The organism is Rhodococcus cerastii (assembly GCF_033042195.1).
Taxonomy (GTDB): Bacteria; Actinomycetota; Actinomycetes; order Mycobacteriales; family Mycobacteriaceae; genus Rhodococcoides.
On the sequence record NZ_JAWLKF010000002.1, the window covers coordinates 31,556 to 50,029 of the forward strand.

An 18,474-nucleotide genomic window follows, 5' to 3' on the forward strand; every position below is an offset into this window, starting at 1 on the left:
CTGCGCTGGTAGCACTGAGGGTGACAGCGGGCGAGGTTCTGATTCGCCGGTACAGGCCGGGGCCCGTTCGACGTCGTTTGCGCCCGCTGGCAAACCGATAGGTTCACTTCCCGGCAGTAGCGGGACCATCGGCGAAGTGTCCGGTCCCGACCTGGTAAACCCTGACCAAGACGATCTCGGCATTCGATTTCACCGGATCGGTTCTGGTGCTCGACCTTCGGGGGCGGTGGTGCGGAACGTGCGTGATCATTCTCCGATGGTTCGTCCGGTGTTTCGCCACGCGAGCATGCCGCCTTGTAGTTCGACGACATCGGTGTAGCCGAGAGAGGCCAGTTCTTTCGCAGCGGTGGCGCTCATTGTCCCGGTACGGCAGTAGATCGCCAGCGGCGTGGTCCGGTCGGGCGGCAACGTCGCGGCCTGTTGTCGGATCTGGTCGAAGGGAAGGCTCGAGTCGGTTCCCGGGAGCTGGCCCTCGTCGGGGGTATGGACGTTGATCGTGACTCGGGCGGGATCGGCGATTGCGGCGGCGAAGTCAGCGGGATCGAGCAGTTCCGCCCGTGTAGCAACGGGCATCGACGCGGTGGGCTCAGAGACCTCGCCGCCGGTACATCCAGCGAGTGCAAGGACGAGGACAGTCAGTATCGATGCCGGACTACGGAGCGTCGATCGGGACACCGAATGCGGTGCCATCGCATCGAGGTGATCACCGAAAGGCACACGCATAAAAATACGTTCGGTGATCACGAGAGCACCTGCGACGCTGCGAGGACGCCGATGAGGACCGCGCAGCAGATGAGCGAGACAGTGAGTCGGCCTCGACGAGTGTGCGCGTCCACTCGAAACAGAAACAGGCCTTGCCGGACCAATGTGTATGCGGCAATACTCCCCAGGAAGACCAGCCCTCCGACGGGAAGGTCGACCTGAAGTACCGCGGCGAGCGCAACTCCCGCGATCAACAGGGCTGCAGCGGCCTCGTAGAGCTGAACCGGAATCCTCCTCGTCGCCAGGGTGCGATCGGACGAAAACAGGCCCCACCGAGATCGAGTCGGACGCCCCGAACAGCAGCCCGCCAAGAAGCATCCCGGACGACCGATCGCCATGCCGAGAAACAATCCCGGGGTGGTTGCATCCAGGACTGCGCCGACGTCCATACCCCCGAGTGCTCCGCCGATGACCAAGGTGCCGAGCGAAACGAGGAGGAAGCCTTGTATGCACGCTCCTGCGCGGATGAAAGTAGATATCGGTCGACGGTGCAAGATCAAGTACCAAACCTTGGCACCGATATATCCCAAAACGCAACTCAGAGCTGAAATTGCAACAGCAGCAGCAACATTGGCATCCATGCGTGAGAGCAGGAATCCCTGAACAATCAATGCAACCACCGCTCCCGCGGCTACCAACGCCGGCCAACTCCACACCCGCACAGCGGGACCGTATGTCAGTAGCGCAGTGCGCGCGGTGAGCACAGAGTTCTGCTGCCGTTCGCTACTGTCTGCGCCCCCGTCGATGCGTCGCGCACTCACCTCCCACTCCCCGCTGGCAATGCCCTGAATACGGGTGGTCGCGGCGAACCGGCCTCCAGCGGCAGGACGTGATTTCACGACCAGAGTCCGATCGAAACCGACCTTCTCGGTCGATGCATGGCCCTCGACTTCCACCCGCGATCCAGTGAAGCGAATCGCCACGTCGTGGCTGGGCTCGGCATCGGCCCCGCCGACACCCCAGTACGTCACCGCAAGCCCCAGCGGCTCGACCTGGGAAATCTCATCGGTACAACTGGTGGCTGGTGAGCGCTTGGGTGCGTAACTCTGCGGTGCGGGCGCAACAGCTTCAGGCGTGCGGGCACGTGGGCGCTCCGGCGGCGCTGCAGTATCGATCGTCGGTTCTGCGGCCTGGGCCGACGCTCGCGGTGGGGTAGTGGAGTCCGGCGCGAAAGCCCGGGCGACAGTGGGATGGAGTGCACCGCTGCCGGGCGAGTGGCCCCTGCTTCGAAGATAATCGGCGGCGGCGACGCTGACCGCAGAATGTGGGGCCACCGCTGAGAGGGGATGCCTTGGCTGGGGCTCAGTACGTATGGCACCGGGGTGGGGAGCCGGTGGGCCGCCCCCGGATCGTGTCGCCGTGGTTCGTCGTTTGTGCGCTTTCGATCGCGACTTGCTGGATTTCTTTCCCACAGGTTGCCTCCATCATCGCCTGTCCGGGCGACGGCGTCTCGACAGCAGTCAACTACTATGCTCGATAGTAGCTGAACTACTAAGCGTTATAGTAGGAGCTGCGGGATGACCACACTCCGCAGGTCAGCAGGTGGCTGGTGCGAGAGTGAGGAGCAGCAATGATGAATATGGGCACCATGAGTGGCGGATGGACGATGATGGCAGGAATGGCCGCGTTCTGGCTGGTCGTGATCGCTCTGTTGATCTGGGGTGCGGTTCGGCTGATGTCCGCTCGCCCGCAATCGGGGGAGGACGCGCAGGAAATCCTCGATCGTAGATTCGCGGCCGGGGAGATAGATCGAGATTTCTATCGCGCAGCGGTCGCAGAATTGGCGACCGCTGCGCTGCGCAAGCGTGCCGACACTCGGTAAAGAGCAACTGCGGTGTGACGGGCAGGCATTTTCACCGCATGTGACCGAGTTTGCGGACTGGATATGTCGGTGCGCGCCGGCTGGCCGGTAGGGCAGGGCTCGCCCGGGGCCGGTGAGCGGCAACTGTCGGCGCGTTCGAAGGCGCACCGAAACGATCAGATCGAAAGTGGAACCGAACGTGAGTGATACACCCATCTACGACTTACTCAACGCTACATCGGCGGCGCCGCAGCCCCATGGTGAACGAGACAGTATCGCTCCACCGTCCGATCTGCGGCGTCAGCGATCGACCGAACGAGCAGTTCCGCGATCTTCGAGAGTCGACACGCGGGCTCGCCATGCGCGCCGTGACACGGCGTAATTCGCCCTGCCCTGCCTCCAGTCGGTGAGAAGACTCGTAACGGAAATCGCAGCGAACGCCGATGATCCACGCGCGTGTGCAGGTACGCCCGTCGCTGTAAGGCTCAGCTGTGCCGCGGATGCATGCGCCCCTTGACCGAATCGGTATCGACATCCATGCCCGTCCGTGAGCATGACAGCGACCGCGGGTGCACCTGGTGGCCAGCCGACTGGCGCTCACGCGTTGACAACACCCTGACGGTTCTTCCCAATGGGATCAGGAAGGGGTATGGTTCGACTTGATCAACATATACCCCTATGGGGTATATGTTGTCCGAGATGTCGAAAGCTACGCATGATCATCACGCACTGTCAGTTACGCCGGTATTGATGTACGGCCACTGTGAGCCGTCGGTCCGCAACGACGTCAACGCCGTGATCGGAATGGACACTGTCGCGTTATCGGCGGCGGCAGGGACATTCACGGTCACCAGTGCAGCCGCGCTCGTCCAGGCGCAGATCATTGTCGCCCTCGACGCCGAATACACAGCCGAACCAGAACCCACGAGTTCATGGGATGAATGGATATCGAACTCGATGGATGAGAGGACTGCACGATGAACGATCACACACACTCCGACGTCGACTCCGCGCGGACGGATCCGCCGAACAGACTGCAGCACAGCGGGCATGAAGAAGGACCCGAAATGCACACGGACGGGGCAGAGAAGGCGACTCCGCAGTCGGACCACGACACCGGCGGGCACAACGCAGAGCACGGCGGGCACACCGGTCACGGTGATCACGTCGGTATGTTTCGTCGCCTGTTCTGGGTCATGCTGGTCCTTGCCGTTCCGGTGATCGTTGCCTCGAACATGTTCGCGATGCTCCTCGGCTACTCATTGCCCGACGCAGCGTGGATTGCCTGGGTCTCTCCGGTGTTCGGAACGGTGATGTACGCCTGGGGCGGGTCTCCGTTCCTCTCCGGAGCAGTCAGCGAAATCCGTTCCCGTGCACCGGGAATGATGCTGCTCATCGCCCTGGCGATTACCGTCGCATTCATTGCGTCGATGGGAGCGAGCCTCGGCCTGCTCGATCATCAGCTCGACTTCTGGTGGGAACTGGCCCTGCTGATCGTGATCATGCTGCTCGGGCACTGGATCGAGATGAGATCACTCGCCCAGACCACCTCCGCTCTGGACTCGTTGGCGGCGTTGCTCCCGGATGTCGCCGAACGCGTCGAGGGCGACGATGTGGTGCCGGTGCCCCCGTCCGAGCTGCAGCTCGGTGATGTCGTTGTCGTCCGCCCCGGCGGCCGCGTACCGGCGGACGGCACCATCGTCTCCGGATCGGCGAGCATGGACGAATCGATGATCACCGGGGAATCACGCACCGTCCGCCGCAGCGACGGCGATCAAGTCGTCGCCGGCACTGTCGCCACCGACTCAGGTCTGCGCGTCCAGGTCACTGCAGTAGGGGAGGACACCGCCCTCGCCGGCATCGGCCGCTTGGTCGCCGACGCCCAGAACTCGACCTCGCGCGCTCAGCGCATCGCGGACACCGCCGCTGGCTGGCTGTTCTGGTTCGCTCTCGGTGCCGCGATCATCACCGCTGCGGTGTGGACTCTGGTCGGGATGCCCGACGACGCCGTCATCCGCACCATCACCGTGCTGGTCATCGCCTGCCCGCACGCACTCGGACTGGCGATTCCGCTGGTGGTCTCCATCGCCACCGAACGCGCCGCCCGCGGCGGTGTTCTGGTCAAGGACCGGCTCGCACTCGAAACCATGCGCACGGTGGACACCGTGCTGTTCGACAAGACCGGGACCCTCACCAAGGGTGAACCCACCGTCACCGCAGTCGAGGTGACCGGCGGGCGCACCGCCGACAACGTTCTCGCGCTGGCCGCTGCCGCAGAAGCAGATTCCGAACATCCACTCGCCCGTGCCATCGTCGAGGCCGCACGCGCGCGGAACCTGACGGTCCCGGCTGCAGCCGGCTTTCAGTCGTCCCCCGCCGTCGGGGTCGCAGCCGACGTCGACGGCGTCCGGATCCAGGTCGGCGGGCCGGCACTGCTCGAGCAGGAACACGGATCCGAACTCGCTGTCGCCGACCGGTGGCGCGGGGACGGGGCGATCATCCTGCACGTCCTCGCCGACGGGGCCGTGATCGGTGCCCTCGCGCTCGCCGATGAGATCCGGTCCGAGTCACGCACTGCGGTAGACGCGCTGCACGCGCGAGGAATCGCGGTCGTGATGATCACCGGTGATGCCGACGCCGTCGCGAAGTCCGTCGCCACCGAGCTCGGTGTGGACCGCTACTTCGCCGGGGTGAAACCGGAAGACAAGTCGCACAACGTCGCTGAACTCCAGAGCGAAGGCCGTACGGTGGCGATGGTCGGCGACGGAGTCAACGACGCCCCGGCTCTGGCGCAGGCCGATGTCGGTATCGCGATCGGGGCCGGCACCGACGTCGCAATCGCATCGGCCGGAGTGATCCTCGCCAGCGACGACCCGAGGTCGGTGTTGTCGGTGATCGAACTCTCGCGCGCCTCGTACCGAAAGATGAAGCAAAACCTCTGGTGGGCAGCGGGATACAACCTCATCTCGGTTCCGCTCGCGGCAGGAGTGCTCGCGCCGGTCGGGTTCGTGCTGCCGATGTCGATCGGCGCGATCCTGATGTCGCTGTCGACGATCATCGTCGCTGCGAACGCACAATTACTGCGTCGACTCGACCTCACACCCGACACCATCACCGGAGCGGTGAACGAGGGGAGTTCCAACCCTCCGTCGCAGCGCACACCGTCACTGTGAGAGCTGATCTCGTACCGGGAACGCAGCCCTGACAATTGTGGAACGTTGATGGCCGCACCTTCTCCGCCGGAGAGGATGCGGCCATCGTTGTCTATAGCGGGCCGGGTCAGCCGAGCAGCCGCTGCATGGTGTCGATTTCCTGCTGCTGGGTGGCGACGATGGTGCGGGCCATCTCCAGGGCGTCAGGATTGGAACCGTCTGCGATTTCGGTGTTGGCCATCTCGATGGCGCCGGTGTGGTGGGCGATCATCATCGTCAACCACTGGCGGTCGAATTCCGGTCCCGACGCTGCCATCAACGCGTCCATGTCCTGAGCGGTCATCATGCCGCTGCCGGAGCTGTGGTCCATCCCGCCCATGTCACCCATGTCACCCATGTCACCCCTGTCCATGTCGGGCATGGGCTGGCCCCACTCGGTGAGCCAGGTGGTCATCTGGTCCATCTCGGGCTGTTGCGCGGCGGCGATCGCCGATGCCAGCGACAGCACCTCCGGGTTGTCGGTGCGGCCGTTCGCCATGTCGGCCATCTCGACTGCTTGGGCGTGATGCGGGTACATCATCTGCGCGAACATCACGTCGGCATCGTTGAACTCTGCGGACGCGCTTGCTTGGGCCGAGGACATCGGTGCCGAGGACATCGATCCCATCGCATGGCCGTCCATCGACGAATCGGCCGCGTTGTCGCTACAGCCGACGACGAGGAACGCGCTCGCGGCGGCAGCAGCGATCGAGGCAATGACTTTGGTACGCATGAGGAAACTCCTTGCAAGAGTGGGTAGTGCAGAGAATTGGATGTCGTTCGATCCGCCGACAGACACGCGTCTGCCGGGCTCCCTGTCACACTCGCAAGGTCACCGATCTGTCCAACTCCCATAACGTCCACGGCGGCGCACGCTCAAGCGTGGAGTCGGCCCGTCCAATGATCCGGTTCACCGATGTCGGCGCCAGGTCGAGGGCTGCGCTCATCGCCGGGACCGTCAGCGCGGGCCACGACACCGTCGTGCCGACGCAGGGATGCATCATCTGGTGCCCCGACGGGCAGTCATGTTCCCCGGTCATCACCGGAACCGTGGCGTCCGTGTGGGACGGTGCTGCGAACGAGGCATGGCCGCCGCTCATCGATGTGGACATCGAGCCGGTCACGGGCATCGACATCGGTGTCACCGAATGCATCAACAGGACACCGAACACCGTCAGTGCAATCAGTAAAGCTGCCGTCGGAGCTGTGCCCCGTCGACCGTGCCGATTCACTGAGTGCATGCGGCCGATGATACCAACATATACCCCCTGGGGGTACGCCTGTCTCGTCGCGTTCGGTCGTCGAAGCATTTCGTCATGTCTTCGAGGTGTCGAGTCCGAGATCTGTTGCGCGGTTGTAGTCGTCGTCGATGAGCACCACGCTGCGATGTTCCCGGTCGAGTAGTGAGGCCGCGATCGAGGCGCGATAGCCGGAGGCGCAGTGCACCCACACTTTGCCGTCGGGAACTTCTGCGAGTCGGTGCGGCAGTTCGTGGAGGGGAATGTTGATCGCACCGGGGATGTGGCCGTCCGCGTATTCGGACTGTTGACGGGTGTCGAGCACTGCAATGTCCGAGTCCTCTGCGGCGAGTCCGGCGAAGTCGGACACTTCGTAGGACCGTACGCGCCCGTCGCTGGCGAGCGAATGAATCTCTCCGACAGCGGAGCCGGAGGGGTGGTCGATGCCGATACGTGCCAACTCCCTTGTGGCCTCGTCGATTTGATCGGATGTGTCGCCGATCAAGGTCAGCGGCGCACCCCACTGGTAGAGCCAGCCGAGGTAGGTGACGAATGTCGTCGACAGCTCGAAGCCGAGGGAACCGTCGAGATGTCCGGCAGCGAAGGCGGTGCGTGCGCGGAGGTCGACGACCCATTGTCCGTCGTCGATGCGGCGGCGTAGTTCGTCGGGGTCGACGGGTTCTGGGGTGGACAGGTCGATCGGTGCGGGGCCTTCGGTGTTGATGACGCCCATGTGGGCGTAGTACGCGGGGTAGGCCGACAGTCCTGCGATCAACTCGTCGACGTAGGTTTGTTCGTCCTGGGTCAGCGCGGGATTGGACTGTTGCTGTTCACCGATGGTCGACGAGTCGCCGCTGGTGGGGGTCGCGGAGCAGAAGCTACCGAATCCGTGGGTGGGGTAGACCTCGACGTCGGCGGGGAGTTCGGCGGCGATTCGACGGACCGAGTGGAACTGGGCATGGGTGAGCTCGTCGGTGTGTTCGGAGCCGAGTAGGTCGGTGCGGCCGGTGGATCCGTAGAGCATCGAGCCGCCGGTGAAGATCGCGATCGGTTCGTCTCCGAGTTGCAGTACGTAGCTGACGTGATGATGTGTATGGCCCGGGGTGTGCATGACCTGAAACGTCGCCGATCCCGCGTCGACGACATCGCCGTCCCCCACTGCCCGTCGCTCGAATTCGACCGGGTCACCCTCGGGCACAACGTATTCGGCTCCGGTGGCGCGTGCGAGTTCGAGGCCGCCGGTGACGTAGTCGTTGTGGATGTGGGTTTCGAGTACGTGGGTGATGGTGGCGTTCTTCTCCGCTGCCAATGCCAGGACGCGGTCGATGTCACGTTGGGGATCGATCACAACGGCGATGCCGTCGTGGCTGACCAGGTAACTGCGGTCGCCCAGGCTCGAGGTTTCGATGATGGCGATATCTGGATCGGTCGTGCTCATGGGGTACTCCTACGGTGTTGTCGGGTCGGCCTCGTTTCTGACGTGAAATGTGTCGTTCAGGCCAGTGCGAGGAAGAGTTTTTCCAGTTCCGCTTCGGTCATGGGTTCTTTGTTGTCGGCGGTCTCGCCGGTCATGCATTCGCGGAGGCCGGTGGCGACGATCTTGAAGCCGGCTTTGTCGAGGGCGCGGGACACTGCGGCGAGTTAGGTGACGACGTCTTTGCAGTCGCGTCCGTTCTCGATCATGCCGATCACTCCGGCGAGCTGGCCGTGTGCGCGGCGCAGACGGTTGAGTACCAATGCGATGCTGTCTTCGTCGCCGACCATTGCGATCTCCTGATGGTGTGAGGGTGGTAGTCGTTCCAGATTACCCCTGGGGGCATCGGGTCGGTGTGTGCGTCCGGTCATGAAAGAAAGAGTGTGTCGACAAGTACGTAGCCTGCGACGGCGAACACCAGGTAGGCGAACCACGTGCGCAGCTTGTCGGTGTCGATGCGTGTGCTCAGTCGCCCGGCGACCAGCGAGCCTGCGATCGCCGCACCGGCGAACGCGGCTGTCAGCGGCCAGTTCCCGCCGAGCCCGTCGGCCTGAGCGATCAGTCCGGCGGCGGAGTTGGCGACGATGACCACCAGCGATGTTCCGACGGCGACACTCATCTCGATTCCCAACAGCAGCACGAGTGCGGGGATGATCAGGAATCCTCCGCCGACGCCGAACAGTCCGGTGAGGACTCCGACGCCGAACCCGGTCGGGATGGACCGTGGTGCGCACCGCCGCCAGTCGATCCCGGAATTCCCTGTTTTGCAGGCAGTTCCGACATCGTCGGTGCTTCCCAGCATCCGCGCCCCGGCGATGATCATGACGATCGCGAAGCCGATCATCACGGCGGCCTCGGGCAGATGTCTTCCCAGGGCGCTGCCGACCAGGGTGCCGACGATACCGGTGGCCGCGAAGATCGCCGCCAGTCGCCACTCGACGAGCTTCGCCCGCACCTTGGGGATGGCCCCGGTCGCCGAGGCGACACCGATCACCAGCAACGAGGTCGGTATCGCCTCCGCCAGGGGCAGGTCGAGGGCGTAGACCAGAACCGGGACGGCGACGATCGACCCACCGCCGCCGAGGAGACCGAGCAGGATGCCGACGGCGACGCCGAGAACCAGGGCCAGCGTCAGGGTCATCAGCTGTGTGCTGTGTCCTGGCCACCGAGTGCGTCGATAGCGGCCTGGAGCTTGGTGGTGGCCTCGGCGGCGACGTCGGAGAGTGCTGGTTCGCCTGTCGCTTGTACCATGATGTCGGGGTTCATGGCTTCGACGATGATCGATCCGGGTGCGCTCGTGTCGGCGCGGACGACGACATTGCACGGCAGCAGCAACCCGATCTGGCGCATGACTCCGACGGCGCGGTGCGCGAGGGTGGGATTGCAGGCACCGAGGATCAGATACTGCTCCATGTCCTCGTCGAGTTTGGCCTTCAACGTGGCCTGCATGTCGATTTCGGTGAGAACACCGAATCCCTGATCGGACAGGGCTGCTTTGACGGAGTCGACTGCGGTGGCGAAGTCGGTGTCGGTCAGGGTGGTCGAGAGTGCGATGTTCATGAGGGAAATTCCTTTCGATTATCAAACTGCGGTGATGTAGGTCTACCCGTTCAGGGGCCGACGAATACTCGGCACGCCGACCCGGCTGAGGAGTGCGCTCGCCGGACACCAGCCGACCGCTGCGTAGAGGGCGAGGTTCGCGGCAGCGAACGCGCTCAGTAGTCGCCACTGCGGTGCGTGTAATTCGCCGAGTGCCAGACCGGTGGCGGTGACACCGGCAGCAAGGGCGGGGACGATACGTTCGATCGGCCATCCTGTGAATGCCGCCGAGTGGGTTGTGTTCGGATCGATCATCAGTGCTCCGTTCGGTGTGGTGAGGGTGTCAGTGAGAGAAGCTGATCGACGGCAGCACCTTGCGCAGCCAAGCCGGTGACCACCATGCGGCGTGACCGGTCAGACGCAGCAAGACCGGCAGCAGGATCAGCCTGATCAGGAAGGCATCGAGCAGTACCGCGACACCGAGAATGATGCCCATCTCTTTCGGTGGGAGCGGATCGGACAGTGCGAAGGTGAAGAACACGGCGACCATCACCGCGGCGGCGGCGAAGATGACCCGGCCGGAGTGCGCGAGCCCGTCGACCTGAGCTGCCTTCGGGTCCCCGGCCCGTCGCCTCGCTCGACCCCGAGAACGCGGGCGTGGTGATGGATCTGCTGCAGCGGGTGTGCAGCGAGGAGAAGCTGACCGTGGTGTGCACCCTGCATCAGGTCGATCTCGCGCTCGGCTGGGCGCATCGGCTCGTGGGTCTGCGGGACGGTCGGGTGGTGCTCGATCGCCCGGCCGCCGGTCTCCGACGCGAGGACATCATGCCGATCTATCAGCGGATCGCGCCCGACCCCGGAAACATGACCACGGTGGCACCGATATGACCGTCACGGTCGAACCGAAGCCCACGAACACTGCTGCACAGAACGATCCGCGGCGACGTCGATGGCTGTTCCCGGCGCTGGGCGTCGCCGCGCTCGTCCTGACCGTGCTCTCGGCGGGGTACATCGACTTCGCGCCGACGACCCTGATCGACGGTCTCGAAGACGTCGGCAACCTGCTCGAGCGGATGCTGCCGCCCCGCGTGGACGACACCGGCAGGATCGTCTCCCTCGCACTCGACACATTGCTCATGGCAGTACTGGGCACCGTGCTCGCAGCGATCGTCTCGGTGCCGTTGGCGTTTCTCGCGGCGCGCAACACCTCGCCGCATCCGGTCCTCTACAGCGTTGCTCGCGCCGTCATCACGTTCTGCCGGGCGATGCCGGATCTGCTGTTCGCGGTGCTGTTCGTCAGGGCGCTGGGGATCGGAGTGTTGCCCGGCATCCTCGCCCTCGCACTGCATTCCATCGGCATGCTCGGCAAGCTGTTCGCCGATGCCATCGAAGAGACCGACGTGGGACCGCGAGAGGCGATCCGTGCCGCCGGTGCCGGCTACTACCGGGAGATGATCAACGCCGTTGTTCCGCAGGTCGTTCCGGCGTGGATCGGAGCCTTCGTCTATCGAATCGACATCAATCTGCGCATGTCGGTGGTCCTCGGCTTCGTCGGGGCAGGCGGTATCGGGTTCGCCCTGCAGGACGCTCTGCGGGGCCTGATCTACCCGCGTGCTCTCGGCATCGTACTGGTGATCCTGGTGATCATCGCCGCGATGGAATTGGCGGCGATGGCTCTTCGCCGCATGTTGCTGGTGCCGTCCGCGGCCGGCCCGCAGCGCGATCGACTGATGCGCATCGGAGCGTCGGCCGTGCTCGTCGTCGCGGTCGTGGCGTCGTTCGTGGTGCTCGAATTGGATCCGCGCTCGCTTCTGACGTGGATCGGGCCGTCGATCGAGGTGTTCGGGCGTATGGTCCCACCGGACTTCTCCGCGCTGGGAGCGGACCTGTTCGACGCCGCCGTACAGACCGTTGCCATCGGAGTCGTGGCCACCGCCATCGGTATCGTTCTGTCGATACCCGTCGGAGTTCTGGCCGCGCGCAACGCAACTCCGCATCCCGCGGTGTACTGGGTCGCGAGATCCTGGATCCTGCTGGTCCGCGCGGTACCCGAACTCATCCTCGCTGTCGTATTCGTCGCGGCGCTCGGACTGGGCCCGGTGGCGGGAACCTGTGCACTGGCCATCGGGTCCGTAGGATTCCTCGGCAAACTCGTCGCCGACGCGATCGAGGAGATCGATCCCGGTCCCCTCGAAGCGGTGGCGTCGGTCGGTGGCGGTTGGTGGAATCGGACACTGAGTGCCGTTGTCCCTCAGGCCATTCCGTCGATGGTCGGTTCGAGCCTGTATCTGCTCGACGTGAACATCCGCACCTCGACCATCCTGGGGATCGTCGGTGCAGGCGGTATCGGCTTCCTGCTCTTCGAGTCGATTCGTACTCTCAACTTCGACGTCGCCGGTGCGATCGTTCTCGTCATCTTCGTCGTCGTGTACATCGTGGAAAGGATCTCCGGATGGATCAGATCATTGTTGGTCTGACACAGGCCGCCGTCTGGACGGGGAGCGGAATCGAACGACGCGACATGGAGATTCCCACTCTCGAATCGGGTGAGGTGTTGGTGCGCGTCGATCTCGCCACGGTGTGCGGAAGCGACCTGCACACCGTGTCCGGTCGACGGCACGGTGCGTGCCCGTCGGTGCTCGGGCACGAGGCCGTCGGTCACGTGATTGCCATCGGCGATGCGGTATCGGCTGTCGAGGTGGGAGATCGGATCGTCTGGTCGGTCACGGTGTGCTGTGGTCGGTGCGCCCGATGTGTCCGCGGGTTCACGGCCAAATGTTCGGCCGTGCGCAAGGTGGGTCACGAGTCTGCCGAGAGCGCATGGGCTCTCAGCGGCTCCTATGCTCGACACATCGTGCTCCCACGCGGAACCGCAGTGGTCCGAATTCCCGACACCATGCCCGACGCCGTCGCCGCACCCGCAGCGTGTGCGACAGCGACGGTGATGGCCGCCCTCGACGCCGCCGGTGCGCTCGACGGTCGACGAGTACTGATCGTCGGGGCAGGGATGCTGGGGGTGACCGCCGCTGCGGCGGCCAGGGAACGAGGTGCAGCGGTGTCGGTCCTCGACCGAGACCTGCAGCGGCAGAGACAATCCCGTGCATTCGGGGCCGTGGAGGACGACGGTGCACGCACCGATGTGGCCATCGACTTCTCCGGATCGTCCTCGGCTGTGCAGGCGGCCTCGGGGCGACTCGACGTCGGTGGGCGGCTCGTCCTCGCCGGCTCCGTCGCGCCCGGTGCCCCGATCACCGTCGACCCCGAAGCGGTGGTCCGAAACTGGCTGACCATCACAGGAATCCACAACTACGAGCCGCGGCACCTCCACCAGGCCGTTGCCTTCCTCCGTGATACCGGCGAGAAGTATCCGTGGGAATCCCTCGTCGAGGCACCGGTTCCATTGGCCGAACTCGAATCCGTATTGCGGCCGACGCCGTCGGGGATTCTCCGGTCGTCGGTCGCGCCCTGGGCTCACGGTCTGTCGACGAGGTCCAACGACTGTCCGGCGCGTCCGGCCGGTGTCGCTTCACGGTGATGTCGGCGTCGGCGTCGGCGGAGGCGCTCATCGTACGAGCGGGCCGAGCGTGCGATTACGGTTGTGCCGAGCGGGATACCCCAGAAGCATGCCCGAAGGCGACACCGTATTTGCACTGGCCGCAAGGTTGCGTCGAGCATTGGACGGCGCGACGCTGCGGGCCGGACGGCTGCAGGTGCCGGCGCACGCAGTCGAGAATCTGGCCGGGCGAACCGTCGTCGGGCATCGAACACACGGCAAGCATCTGCTGACCGATTTCGAGAACGACACGACGCTGCACACGCATCTGCGGATGAGCGGTTCGTGGACGGTGGTGCGGGCCGGTCGTTCGATTCCGCAGCGCATCCGACCCGACGTGCGCGTCCGGCTTGCCGTGGTCGACGGGCCGACCGCCTACGGAGTTCTGCTGCCGGTCGTCGACTACGGATACACGAGGGACATGAACGCGCTGATCGCGCATCTCGGGCCGGACCCGCTGCACTCGACGTTCGACGCCGAGCGCGGAGTTGCCAACATCGGGGCCCAGGGAAGTCGTCCGATCGTTGCGACGTTGTTGGATCAGCGGGTCATCGCCGGTCCCGGAAATCTGTGGGCCAACGAGCTGTGTTTTCTGCGCGGCCTGTGGCCGTGGACGCCGTCGGGTGATGTCGACGCGCAGAGATTGGTCGCGTTGCTCGAGCGGGCGATGCGTCATTCGGCGACAGTTCCGGGTGCGATGCAGGTGACCACCGGGGACACTCGCCGGGGCCGATCACACTGGGTTGCAGGGCGGGCCGCAAAGCCGTGTCTGCGGTGTGGAACGGCGATTCGGGTGGTCGCGGAGATACCAGGAGACCCGGACAAGCGTCGAACATGGTGGTGTCCGACCTGCCAACCGGAGCGCTAGCGACGAGCGGTCGATCGCTGTTGGCTCAACGACATAACCGCCCGCGGGTATCGCGTGTTGCCTGCCGATACCAACGATTGCTTTCCTCGTGACCGAAAGATCGAAACCTGGGGGTCGTCAGAAGGTCGAATTGGTCGGGTGGTCGGTATCGACCAAGTCGTGAGCCACCTTGTGCAAAGGCTGATTCTGCTGCTGTGACAGCTTCGCCAGCAGCTCGAACGCCTGCACCGCGTCGAGATCGTAGCGTTCCATGATCATTCCCTTGGCTTGGCCGATGATGTCGCGACTGGCCAGGCCCGTCCGGAACTGCTCGTTGTCGCGGGCGCTGAGCAAGGCAATGGCGGCATGCGCTGCGAGGGCTTCCCCGATCTCGACCGCGTCGACGTCGAAGGCACGCGGCTCGTCACTGTAGAAGATCAACGCACCGAGGTCGTCGGCGTTGCTGTAGAGCTGAAACGCCGCCAAGGATTTGAATCCCTCGTTCACGGCCAGAACCGCGAACTCCGGCCATCGTGGCTCGGACGTGAGGTCGTCCGAGACGACGACATCGAAGTGGCGAACCTCGGTGGGAATCGGGCCCTCGTCGAGCTCGTACTGCAGTCGACACAGCTTTTCGGCCAGGGGGTCGGTGGATGCCACCACGGTGCGGACGCCTTTGCTGACCGTGGTGACGCAGCCGACGGTTGCACCCGGTATGAGCCGAATGGAGGTGCGCAAGATCTCTGCCATCGTCTCGGGCATCGAACGGCGGGTATCACGCAACGACCGCGCGAATTCGGCGAGTGACGATGCAGGGGACGATCCGGGAAGGTGCACATCGGGCGATGATTGCGACATTCACACGGTCCTCTCGCGTAGGACCCCTGCCGCTCTTCGCCGGAGAGATCCACGATCTTGCGCCTTCTGCTGGACGCCCGTGCCGGCTCGAGAGCCAGCGCTGTGCACTTTATACGCTTCCGCCGAAACGGTTGTACGTCGCACAGCGCGAGGGCCGCCGATCACCTGATCGACGGCCCTCACAGAGATACGACTTACTTGAAGGTGTCCTTGATGTTCTCGCCGACCTTCTTCACGCCTGCCGAACCCTGATCCTTCTTGCCCTCGGCCTCGAGGTCCTTGTTGTTCGTGGCGTCGCCGACAACTTCCTTCGCCTTGCCGATGGCGTCCTCTGCTGCGTTCTTGGCCTTGTCGATGAAGCTCATGTGAGTTCCTTTCCTCGTGCCGGGTTGGTACTGAAGACTTAGTCGGAGCCCGTCGACGAAAGCGCACGTTCGCATGTTGAGATCTGGGTCACACGTACCGTCGACGTTTCCGTGGTGCCTGCGGTGGTTACATTCGTCCGATGATGGTCGCCAAGGTGGACAGTTATCAGCGCAGGCATCCGTCGGCGGGTTTCCCGCTGGCAGTGCTGTACAAATTTCTCGACGACCGTGGCGGCTACCTCGCGGCCCTCATCGCGTACTACTCGTTCCTGTCGTTGTTCCCGTTGCTGCTGCTCTTCACCACCGTGCTGGGAATCGTGCTGGCCGGGGACCCCGAACTGCAGACCCGTATCATCGATTCGGCAATGAGTCAGATCCCGGTCATCGGTGATCAACTCGGACAGCCGGATCGGCTCAGCGGCGGAACGACCGCCATCGTCATCGGCGTGGTGGGGTCGCTGTACGGCGGACTGGGAGTGTCACTGGCCGCTCAGTACGCGATGAACACCGCGTGGTCGGTCCCGCGAAACGAACAACCGGATCCGATCAAGGGTCGGCTGCGCGGGCTGGTGCTGCTCAGTACCGTCGGCACCGCCATCATCGGACTGACCGTTCTCAACGGCGTCGCGTCCTCGGGCGTGTTCGGATTCGCCGGCGGCGCACTGGCACTCGTCGGAGCGGTCGTGGTCAACGCCGTGGTCTTCATTGCCGCGTTCCGCATCGGGACCGCCCGCGCCCTGAATGTGCGCGAAGTTCTGCCCGGCGCCGCGATCGCCGCGGTGATCTGGCAGGCACTGCAATCGTTCGGCGGCATCTACATTCGCTATGTCGTCGGCAACGCCAGCGCCAGCAACGGGATCTTCGCGATCGTCCTCGGCCTGCTCGGCTTCCTCTACGTCTCGTCGGTGCTGATCGTGCTGTGCATCGAAATCAACGCCGTACGCGTCGACCACCTGCATCCCCGAGCGTTGTTGACGCCGTTCACCGACAACGTCGAGCTCACCGAGGGTGACAAGAACTCCTACACCGGCCAAGCAGAAGCACAGCGTAACAAGGGATTTCAGGACATCACAGTCACCTACGACGAGCCGGAAGCAGTGATGGAGAAGGATGCGCCGCCGAACAAGTGATGGGTGGTGGTGCGTGGCATCGGCGTGGCATCGGCGGGGGGCAAATGCGCGCGCATTCGTTGGGTGCGCGCGGAATAGCCAGGTGATCGGGCGCGAAATCGCGCGCGGATGGCAAACGCGCGCGCATTTGCGGGAACAGGGGCGGCGGGGAGAACTGGGGGAGGCGGGTACTCGGGCGTCGGAGGCTGATCGCCGGAGGGGGCTGATCGGCGGCGATCGCAAATGCGCGCGCATTCGCCAGGTGCTCACGGATTAGCCAGGTGATCGGGCGCGAGTTCGCGCGCGGATGGCAAACGCGCGCGCATTTGCGGGAACTGGGGCGGCGGGGAGGCGGCTGGGGACTCGGTTTCGGCGGACGGGGGAGGGTCCGCCGCCGAACAAGTGATGGGTGGTGTTGCGTGGCATCGGCGATCGCAAATGCGCGCGCATTCGCCAGGTGCTCACGGAATAGCCAGGTGATCGGGCACGAGTTCGCGCGCGGATGGCAAACGCGCGCGCATTTGCGGGAACTGGGGCGGCGCGAACTGGGTCGACCCAAGCCACGTGACCCCCGTCACGAACCGTCTGCCCGGTCGGTGAAAAAGAATCCAGGTTTGTTTCGGCGAAAGCGCATGCGCAAGCGCTTGTATGCGTTCTAGGCTCCTGCAATCGAGCGACGCGACCGCGTGGCTAGGGGACAAGGGAGTCCACATGTTCAATCACCGTCGGAAGTCCGCGCTGACGATCGGCACCGCGCTCATGGCCGGTTCGCTCGTGTTCGGTCTGACCGCTTGCAGCAGTTCGGATTCGGACAGCGTCAAGGTCGGACTCATCACCAAGACGGACTCCAATCCGTACTTCGTGAAGCTGCGCGAGGCAGCGCAGGCGCAGGCGGATTCCAGCGGAGCCGAGCTGGTGGCTCTGGCCGGCGCTTTCGACGGTGACAACGAGGGACAGGTCGCGGCCATCGAGAACCTGGTCGGGCAGGGCGTGAAGGGGATTCTGATCACCCCGAACTCGTCCACCGGAGTCCTGGACGCGATCAAGAAGGCACGTGACGCCGGCGTCGTCGTCATCGCCCTCGACACCGCAACCGACCCCGAGGACGCGGTCGACGCCACGTTCGCCACCGACAACAAGGCCGCAGGCGTCAGCCAGGGCGAATGGGTCAAGGGCACTCTCGGAACCACTGCGCCCCAGGTCATCATGCTCGACGGCACCGCGGGCGGCACGGTCGACACGTTCCGTCACGACGGCTTCCTCGAGGGCATGGGCCTGACCGACAGTTCGCCGGAGATCGTCGGCCAGGAGAACACCAACGGCGATCAGACCAAGGCGCAGACCGCCATGGAGAACCTGCTGCAGCGCGCACCGGGCGTCAATGCGCTGTACACGATCAACGAGCCCGCAGCAGCGGGTGCGTACCAGGCGATTCAGTCTGCCGGCCGCGCCGATCAGATCACCATCGGCTCGATCGACGGCAGTTGCACCGGCATCGAGAACGTCAAGGCCGGCATCATCGGCGCGACGGTGTTGCAGTTCCCGGCGAAGATGGCCGAGCAGGGTGTCGACGCTGTGGTGAAGTTCGCCGAGGACGGCACCAAGCCCAGCGGCTTCAACGACACCGGCTCGCAGTTGGTCACCGATCAGCCCGTCGACGGAATCGAGTCGCAGGACACCGCGTGGGGCGAAGAGAATTGCTGGGGCTGATCGCGGATTCCCGGACCATCGCCCCAA

At 64.5% G+C, this 18,474-nt stretch carries 18 protein-coding genes and 3 pseudogenes; 9 read left to right on the forward strand and 12 right to left on the reverse strand.

All coding sequences use genetic code 11. The annotated features are described in order from the left end of the window. Positions 1–246 precede the first annotated feature (246 nt). Both R3P93_RS04400 and R3P93_RS04405 read right to left on the reverse strand, forming a co-directional pair. Complete coding sequence (locus R3P93_RS04400) at positions 247–723, reverse strand: rhodanese-like domain-containing protein (protein WP_231578189.1); 477 nt, start codon at positions 721–723, stop codon at positions 247–249. A 17-nt stretch (positions 724–740) separates the two neighbouring features. Continuing rightward, the gene (locus R3P93_RS04405; RefSeq protein WP_230595438.1) at positions 741–2,036 is read right to left on the reverse strand and encodes a prolipoprotein diacylglyceryl transferase family protein; all 1,296 of its coding nucleotides are present in this window, start codon (positions 2,034–2,036) and stop codon (positions 741–743) included. 296 nt (positions 2,037–2,332) lie between these two features. Here R3P93_RS04405 and R3P93_RS04410 point away from each other — a divergent pair, with 296 nt between their 5' ends. The 3 genes from R3P93_RS04410 to R3P93_RS04420 all read left to right on the forward strand — a co-directional run bounded on the left by R3P93_RS04410 (position 2,333) and on the right by R3P93_RS04420 (position 5,736). Next, a complete protein-coding gene (locus R3P93_RS04410; RefSeq protein ID WP_032401334.1) occupies positions 2,333–2,584 on the forward strand; it encodes an SHOCT domain-containing protein in 252 nt (83 codons plus the stop codon). Between the two features lie 678 nt (positions 2,585–3,262). Further along, entirely contained in the window at positions 3,263–3,544 is a 282-nt protein-coding gene (locus tag R3P93_RS04415) for a hypothetical protein (protein WP_045841178.1), read from the forward strand. Then, the gene (locus tag R3P93_RS04420) at positions 3,541–5,736 is read left to right on the forward strand and encodes a heavy metal translocating P-type ATPase (RefSeq protein WP_032401336.1); all 2,196 of its coding nucleotides are present in this window, start codon (positions 3,541–3,543) and stop codon (positions 5,734–5,736) included. The genes R3P93_RS04415 and R3P93_RS04420 overlap by 4 nt, the downstream gene beginning before the upstream one ends. A 106-nt stretch (positions 5,737–5,842) precedes the next feature. On the opposite strand, the gene R3P93_RS04425 is transcribed toward R3P93_RS04420, so the two are convergent. The 8 genes and pseudogenes from R3P93_RS04425 to R3P93_RS04460 all read right to left on the reverse strand — a co-directional run. After that, positions 5,843–6,487 (reverse strand): DUF305 domain-containing protein, encoded by a 645-nt coding sequence (locus R3P93_RS04425; protein ID WP_008720034.1) that lies wholly within the window; start codon positions 6,485–6,487, stop codon positions 5,843–5,845. A gap of 85 nt (positions 6,488–6,572) precedes the next feature. Beyond that, a complete protein-coding gene (locus tag R3P93_RS04430; protein WP_027494146.1) occupies positions 6,573–6,995 on the reverse strand; it encodes a DUF6153 family protein in 423 nt (140 codons plus the stop codon). Positions 6,996–7,068: 73 nt separating this feature from the next. Further along, positions 7,069–8,430: an MBL fold metallo-hydrolase gene (locus R3P93_RS04435; RefSeq protein ID WP_094639403.1), complete on the reverse strand. Its 1,362-nt coding sequence runs from the start codon at positions 8,428–8,430 to the stop codon at positions 7,069–7,071. Between the two features lie 56 nt (positions 8,431–8,486). After that, a pseudogene (locus tag R3P93_RS04440) lies at positions 8,487–8,756 on the reverse strand (metal-sensitive transcriptional regulator). Between the two features lie 77 nt (positions 8,757–8,833). Continuing rightward, entirely contained in the window at positions 8,834–9,607 is a 774-nt protein-coding gene (locus R3P93_RS04445; RefSeq protein WP_094639404.1) for a sulfite exporter TauE/SafE family protein, read from the reverse strand. Then, positions 9,607–10,026: a DUF302 domain-containing protein gene (locus tag R3P93_RS04450; protein ID WP_094639405.1), complete on the reverse strand. Its 420-nt coding sequence runs from the start codon at positions 10,024–10,026 to the stop codon at positions 9,607–9,609. The genes R3P93_RS04445 and R3P93_RS04450 overlap by 1 nt, the downstream gene beginning before the upstream one ends. 42 nt (positions 10,027–10,068) lie before the next feature. Further along, positions 10,069–10,320 (reverse strand): YgaP-like transmembrane domain, encoded by a 252-nt coding sequence (locus tag R3P93_RS04455; RefSeq protein WP_094639406.1) that lies wholly within the window; start codon positions 10,318–10,320, stop codon positions 10,069–10,071. Positions 10,321–10,348: 28 nt separating this feature from the next. Then, positions 10,349–10,633: pseudogene (locus R3P93_RS04460) on the reverse strand (MMPL family transporter); the annotation flags it as partial. Here R3P93_RS04460 and R3P93_RS04465 point away from each other — a divergent pair. The 4 genes and pseudogenes from R3P93_RS04465 to R3P93_RS04480 all read left to right on the forward strand — a co-directional run. Continuing rightward, a pseudogene (locus R3P93_RS04465) lies at positions 10,627–10,893 on the forward strand (phosphonate ABC transporter ATP-binding protein); the annotation flags it as partial. The pseudogenes R3P93_RS04460 and R3P93_RS04465 sit on opposite strands and share 7 nt — an antisense overlap. Further along, positions 10,890–12,482, forward strand: coding sequence for a phosphonate ABC transporter, permease protein PhnE (phnE, locus tag R3P93_RS04470; RefSeq protein WP_094670474.1), 1,593 nt, complete (start codon positions 10,890–10,892; stop codon positions 12,480–12,482). The pseudogene R3P93_RS04465 and the gene phnE, both read left to right, overlap by 4 nt. Then, entirely contained in the window at positions 12,458–13,540 is a 1,083-nt protein-coding gene (locus R3P93_RS04475) for a zinc-binding dehydrogenase (protein ID WP_317532490.1), read from the forward strand. The genes phnE and R3P93_RS04475 overlap by 25 nt, the downstream gene beginning before the upstream one ends. Before the next feature lie 88 nt (positions 13,541–13,628). Continuing rightward, a complete protein-coding gene (locus tag R3P93_RS04480) occupies positions 13,629–14,426 on the forward strand; it encodes a DNA-formamidopyrimidine glycosylase family protein (RefSeq protein WP_317532491.1) in 798 nt (265 codons plus the stop codon). 117 nt (positions 14,427–14,543) lie between these two features. Here the strand turns inward: R3P93_RS04480 and R3P93_RS04485 are convergent, their stop codons facing one another. Then, a complete protein-coding gene (locus R3P93_RS04485) occupies positions 14,544–15,263 on the reverse strand; it encodes a GAF and ANTAR domain-containing protein (RefSeq protein ID WP_068056101.1) in 720 nt (239 codons plus the stop codon). A 194-nt stretch (positions 15,264–15,457) separates the two neighbouring features. Further along, the gene (locus tag R3P93_RS04490) at positions 15,458–15,628 is read right to left on the reverse strand and encodes a CsbD family protein (protein WP_027495724.1); all 171 of its coding nucleotides are present in this window, start codon (positions 15,626–15,628) and stop codon (positions 15,458–15,460) included. A 140-nt stretch (positions 15,629–15,768) separates the two neighbouring features. Here R3P93_RS04490 and R3P93_RS04495 point away from each other — a divergent pair, with 140 nt between their 5' ends. Both R3P93_RS04495 and R3P93_RS04500 read left to right on the forward strand, forming a co-directional pair. Beyond that, positions 15,769–16,758 (forward strand): YihY/virulence factor BrkB family protein, encoded by a 990-nt coding sequence (locus tag R3P93_RS04495; RefSeq protein ID WP_394855254.1) that lies wholly within the window; start codon positions 15,769–15,771, stop codon positions 16,756–16,758. Between the two features lie 690 nt (positions 16,759–17,448). After that, complete coding sequence (locus R3P93_RS04500; protein ID WP_094639232.1) at positions 17,449–18,447, forward strand: substrate-binding domain-containing protein; 999 nt, start codon at positions 17,449–17,451, stop codon at positions 18,445–18,447. The last annotated feature ends 27 nt before the right edge of the window (positions 18,448–18,474 follow it).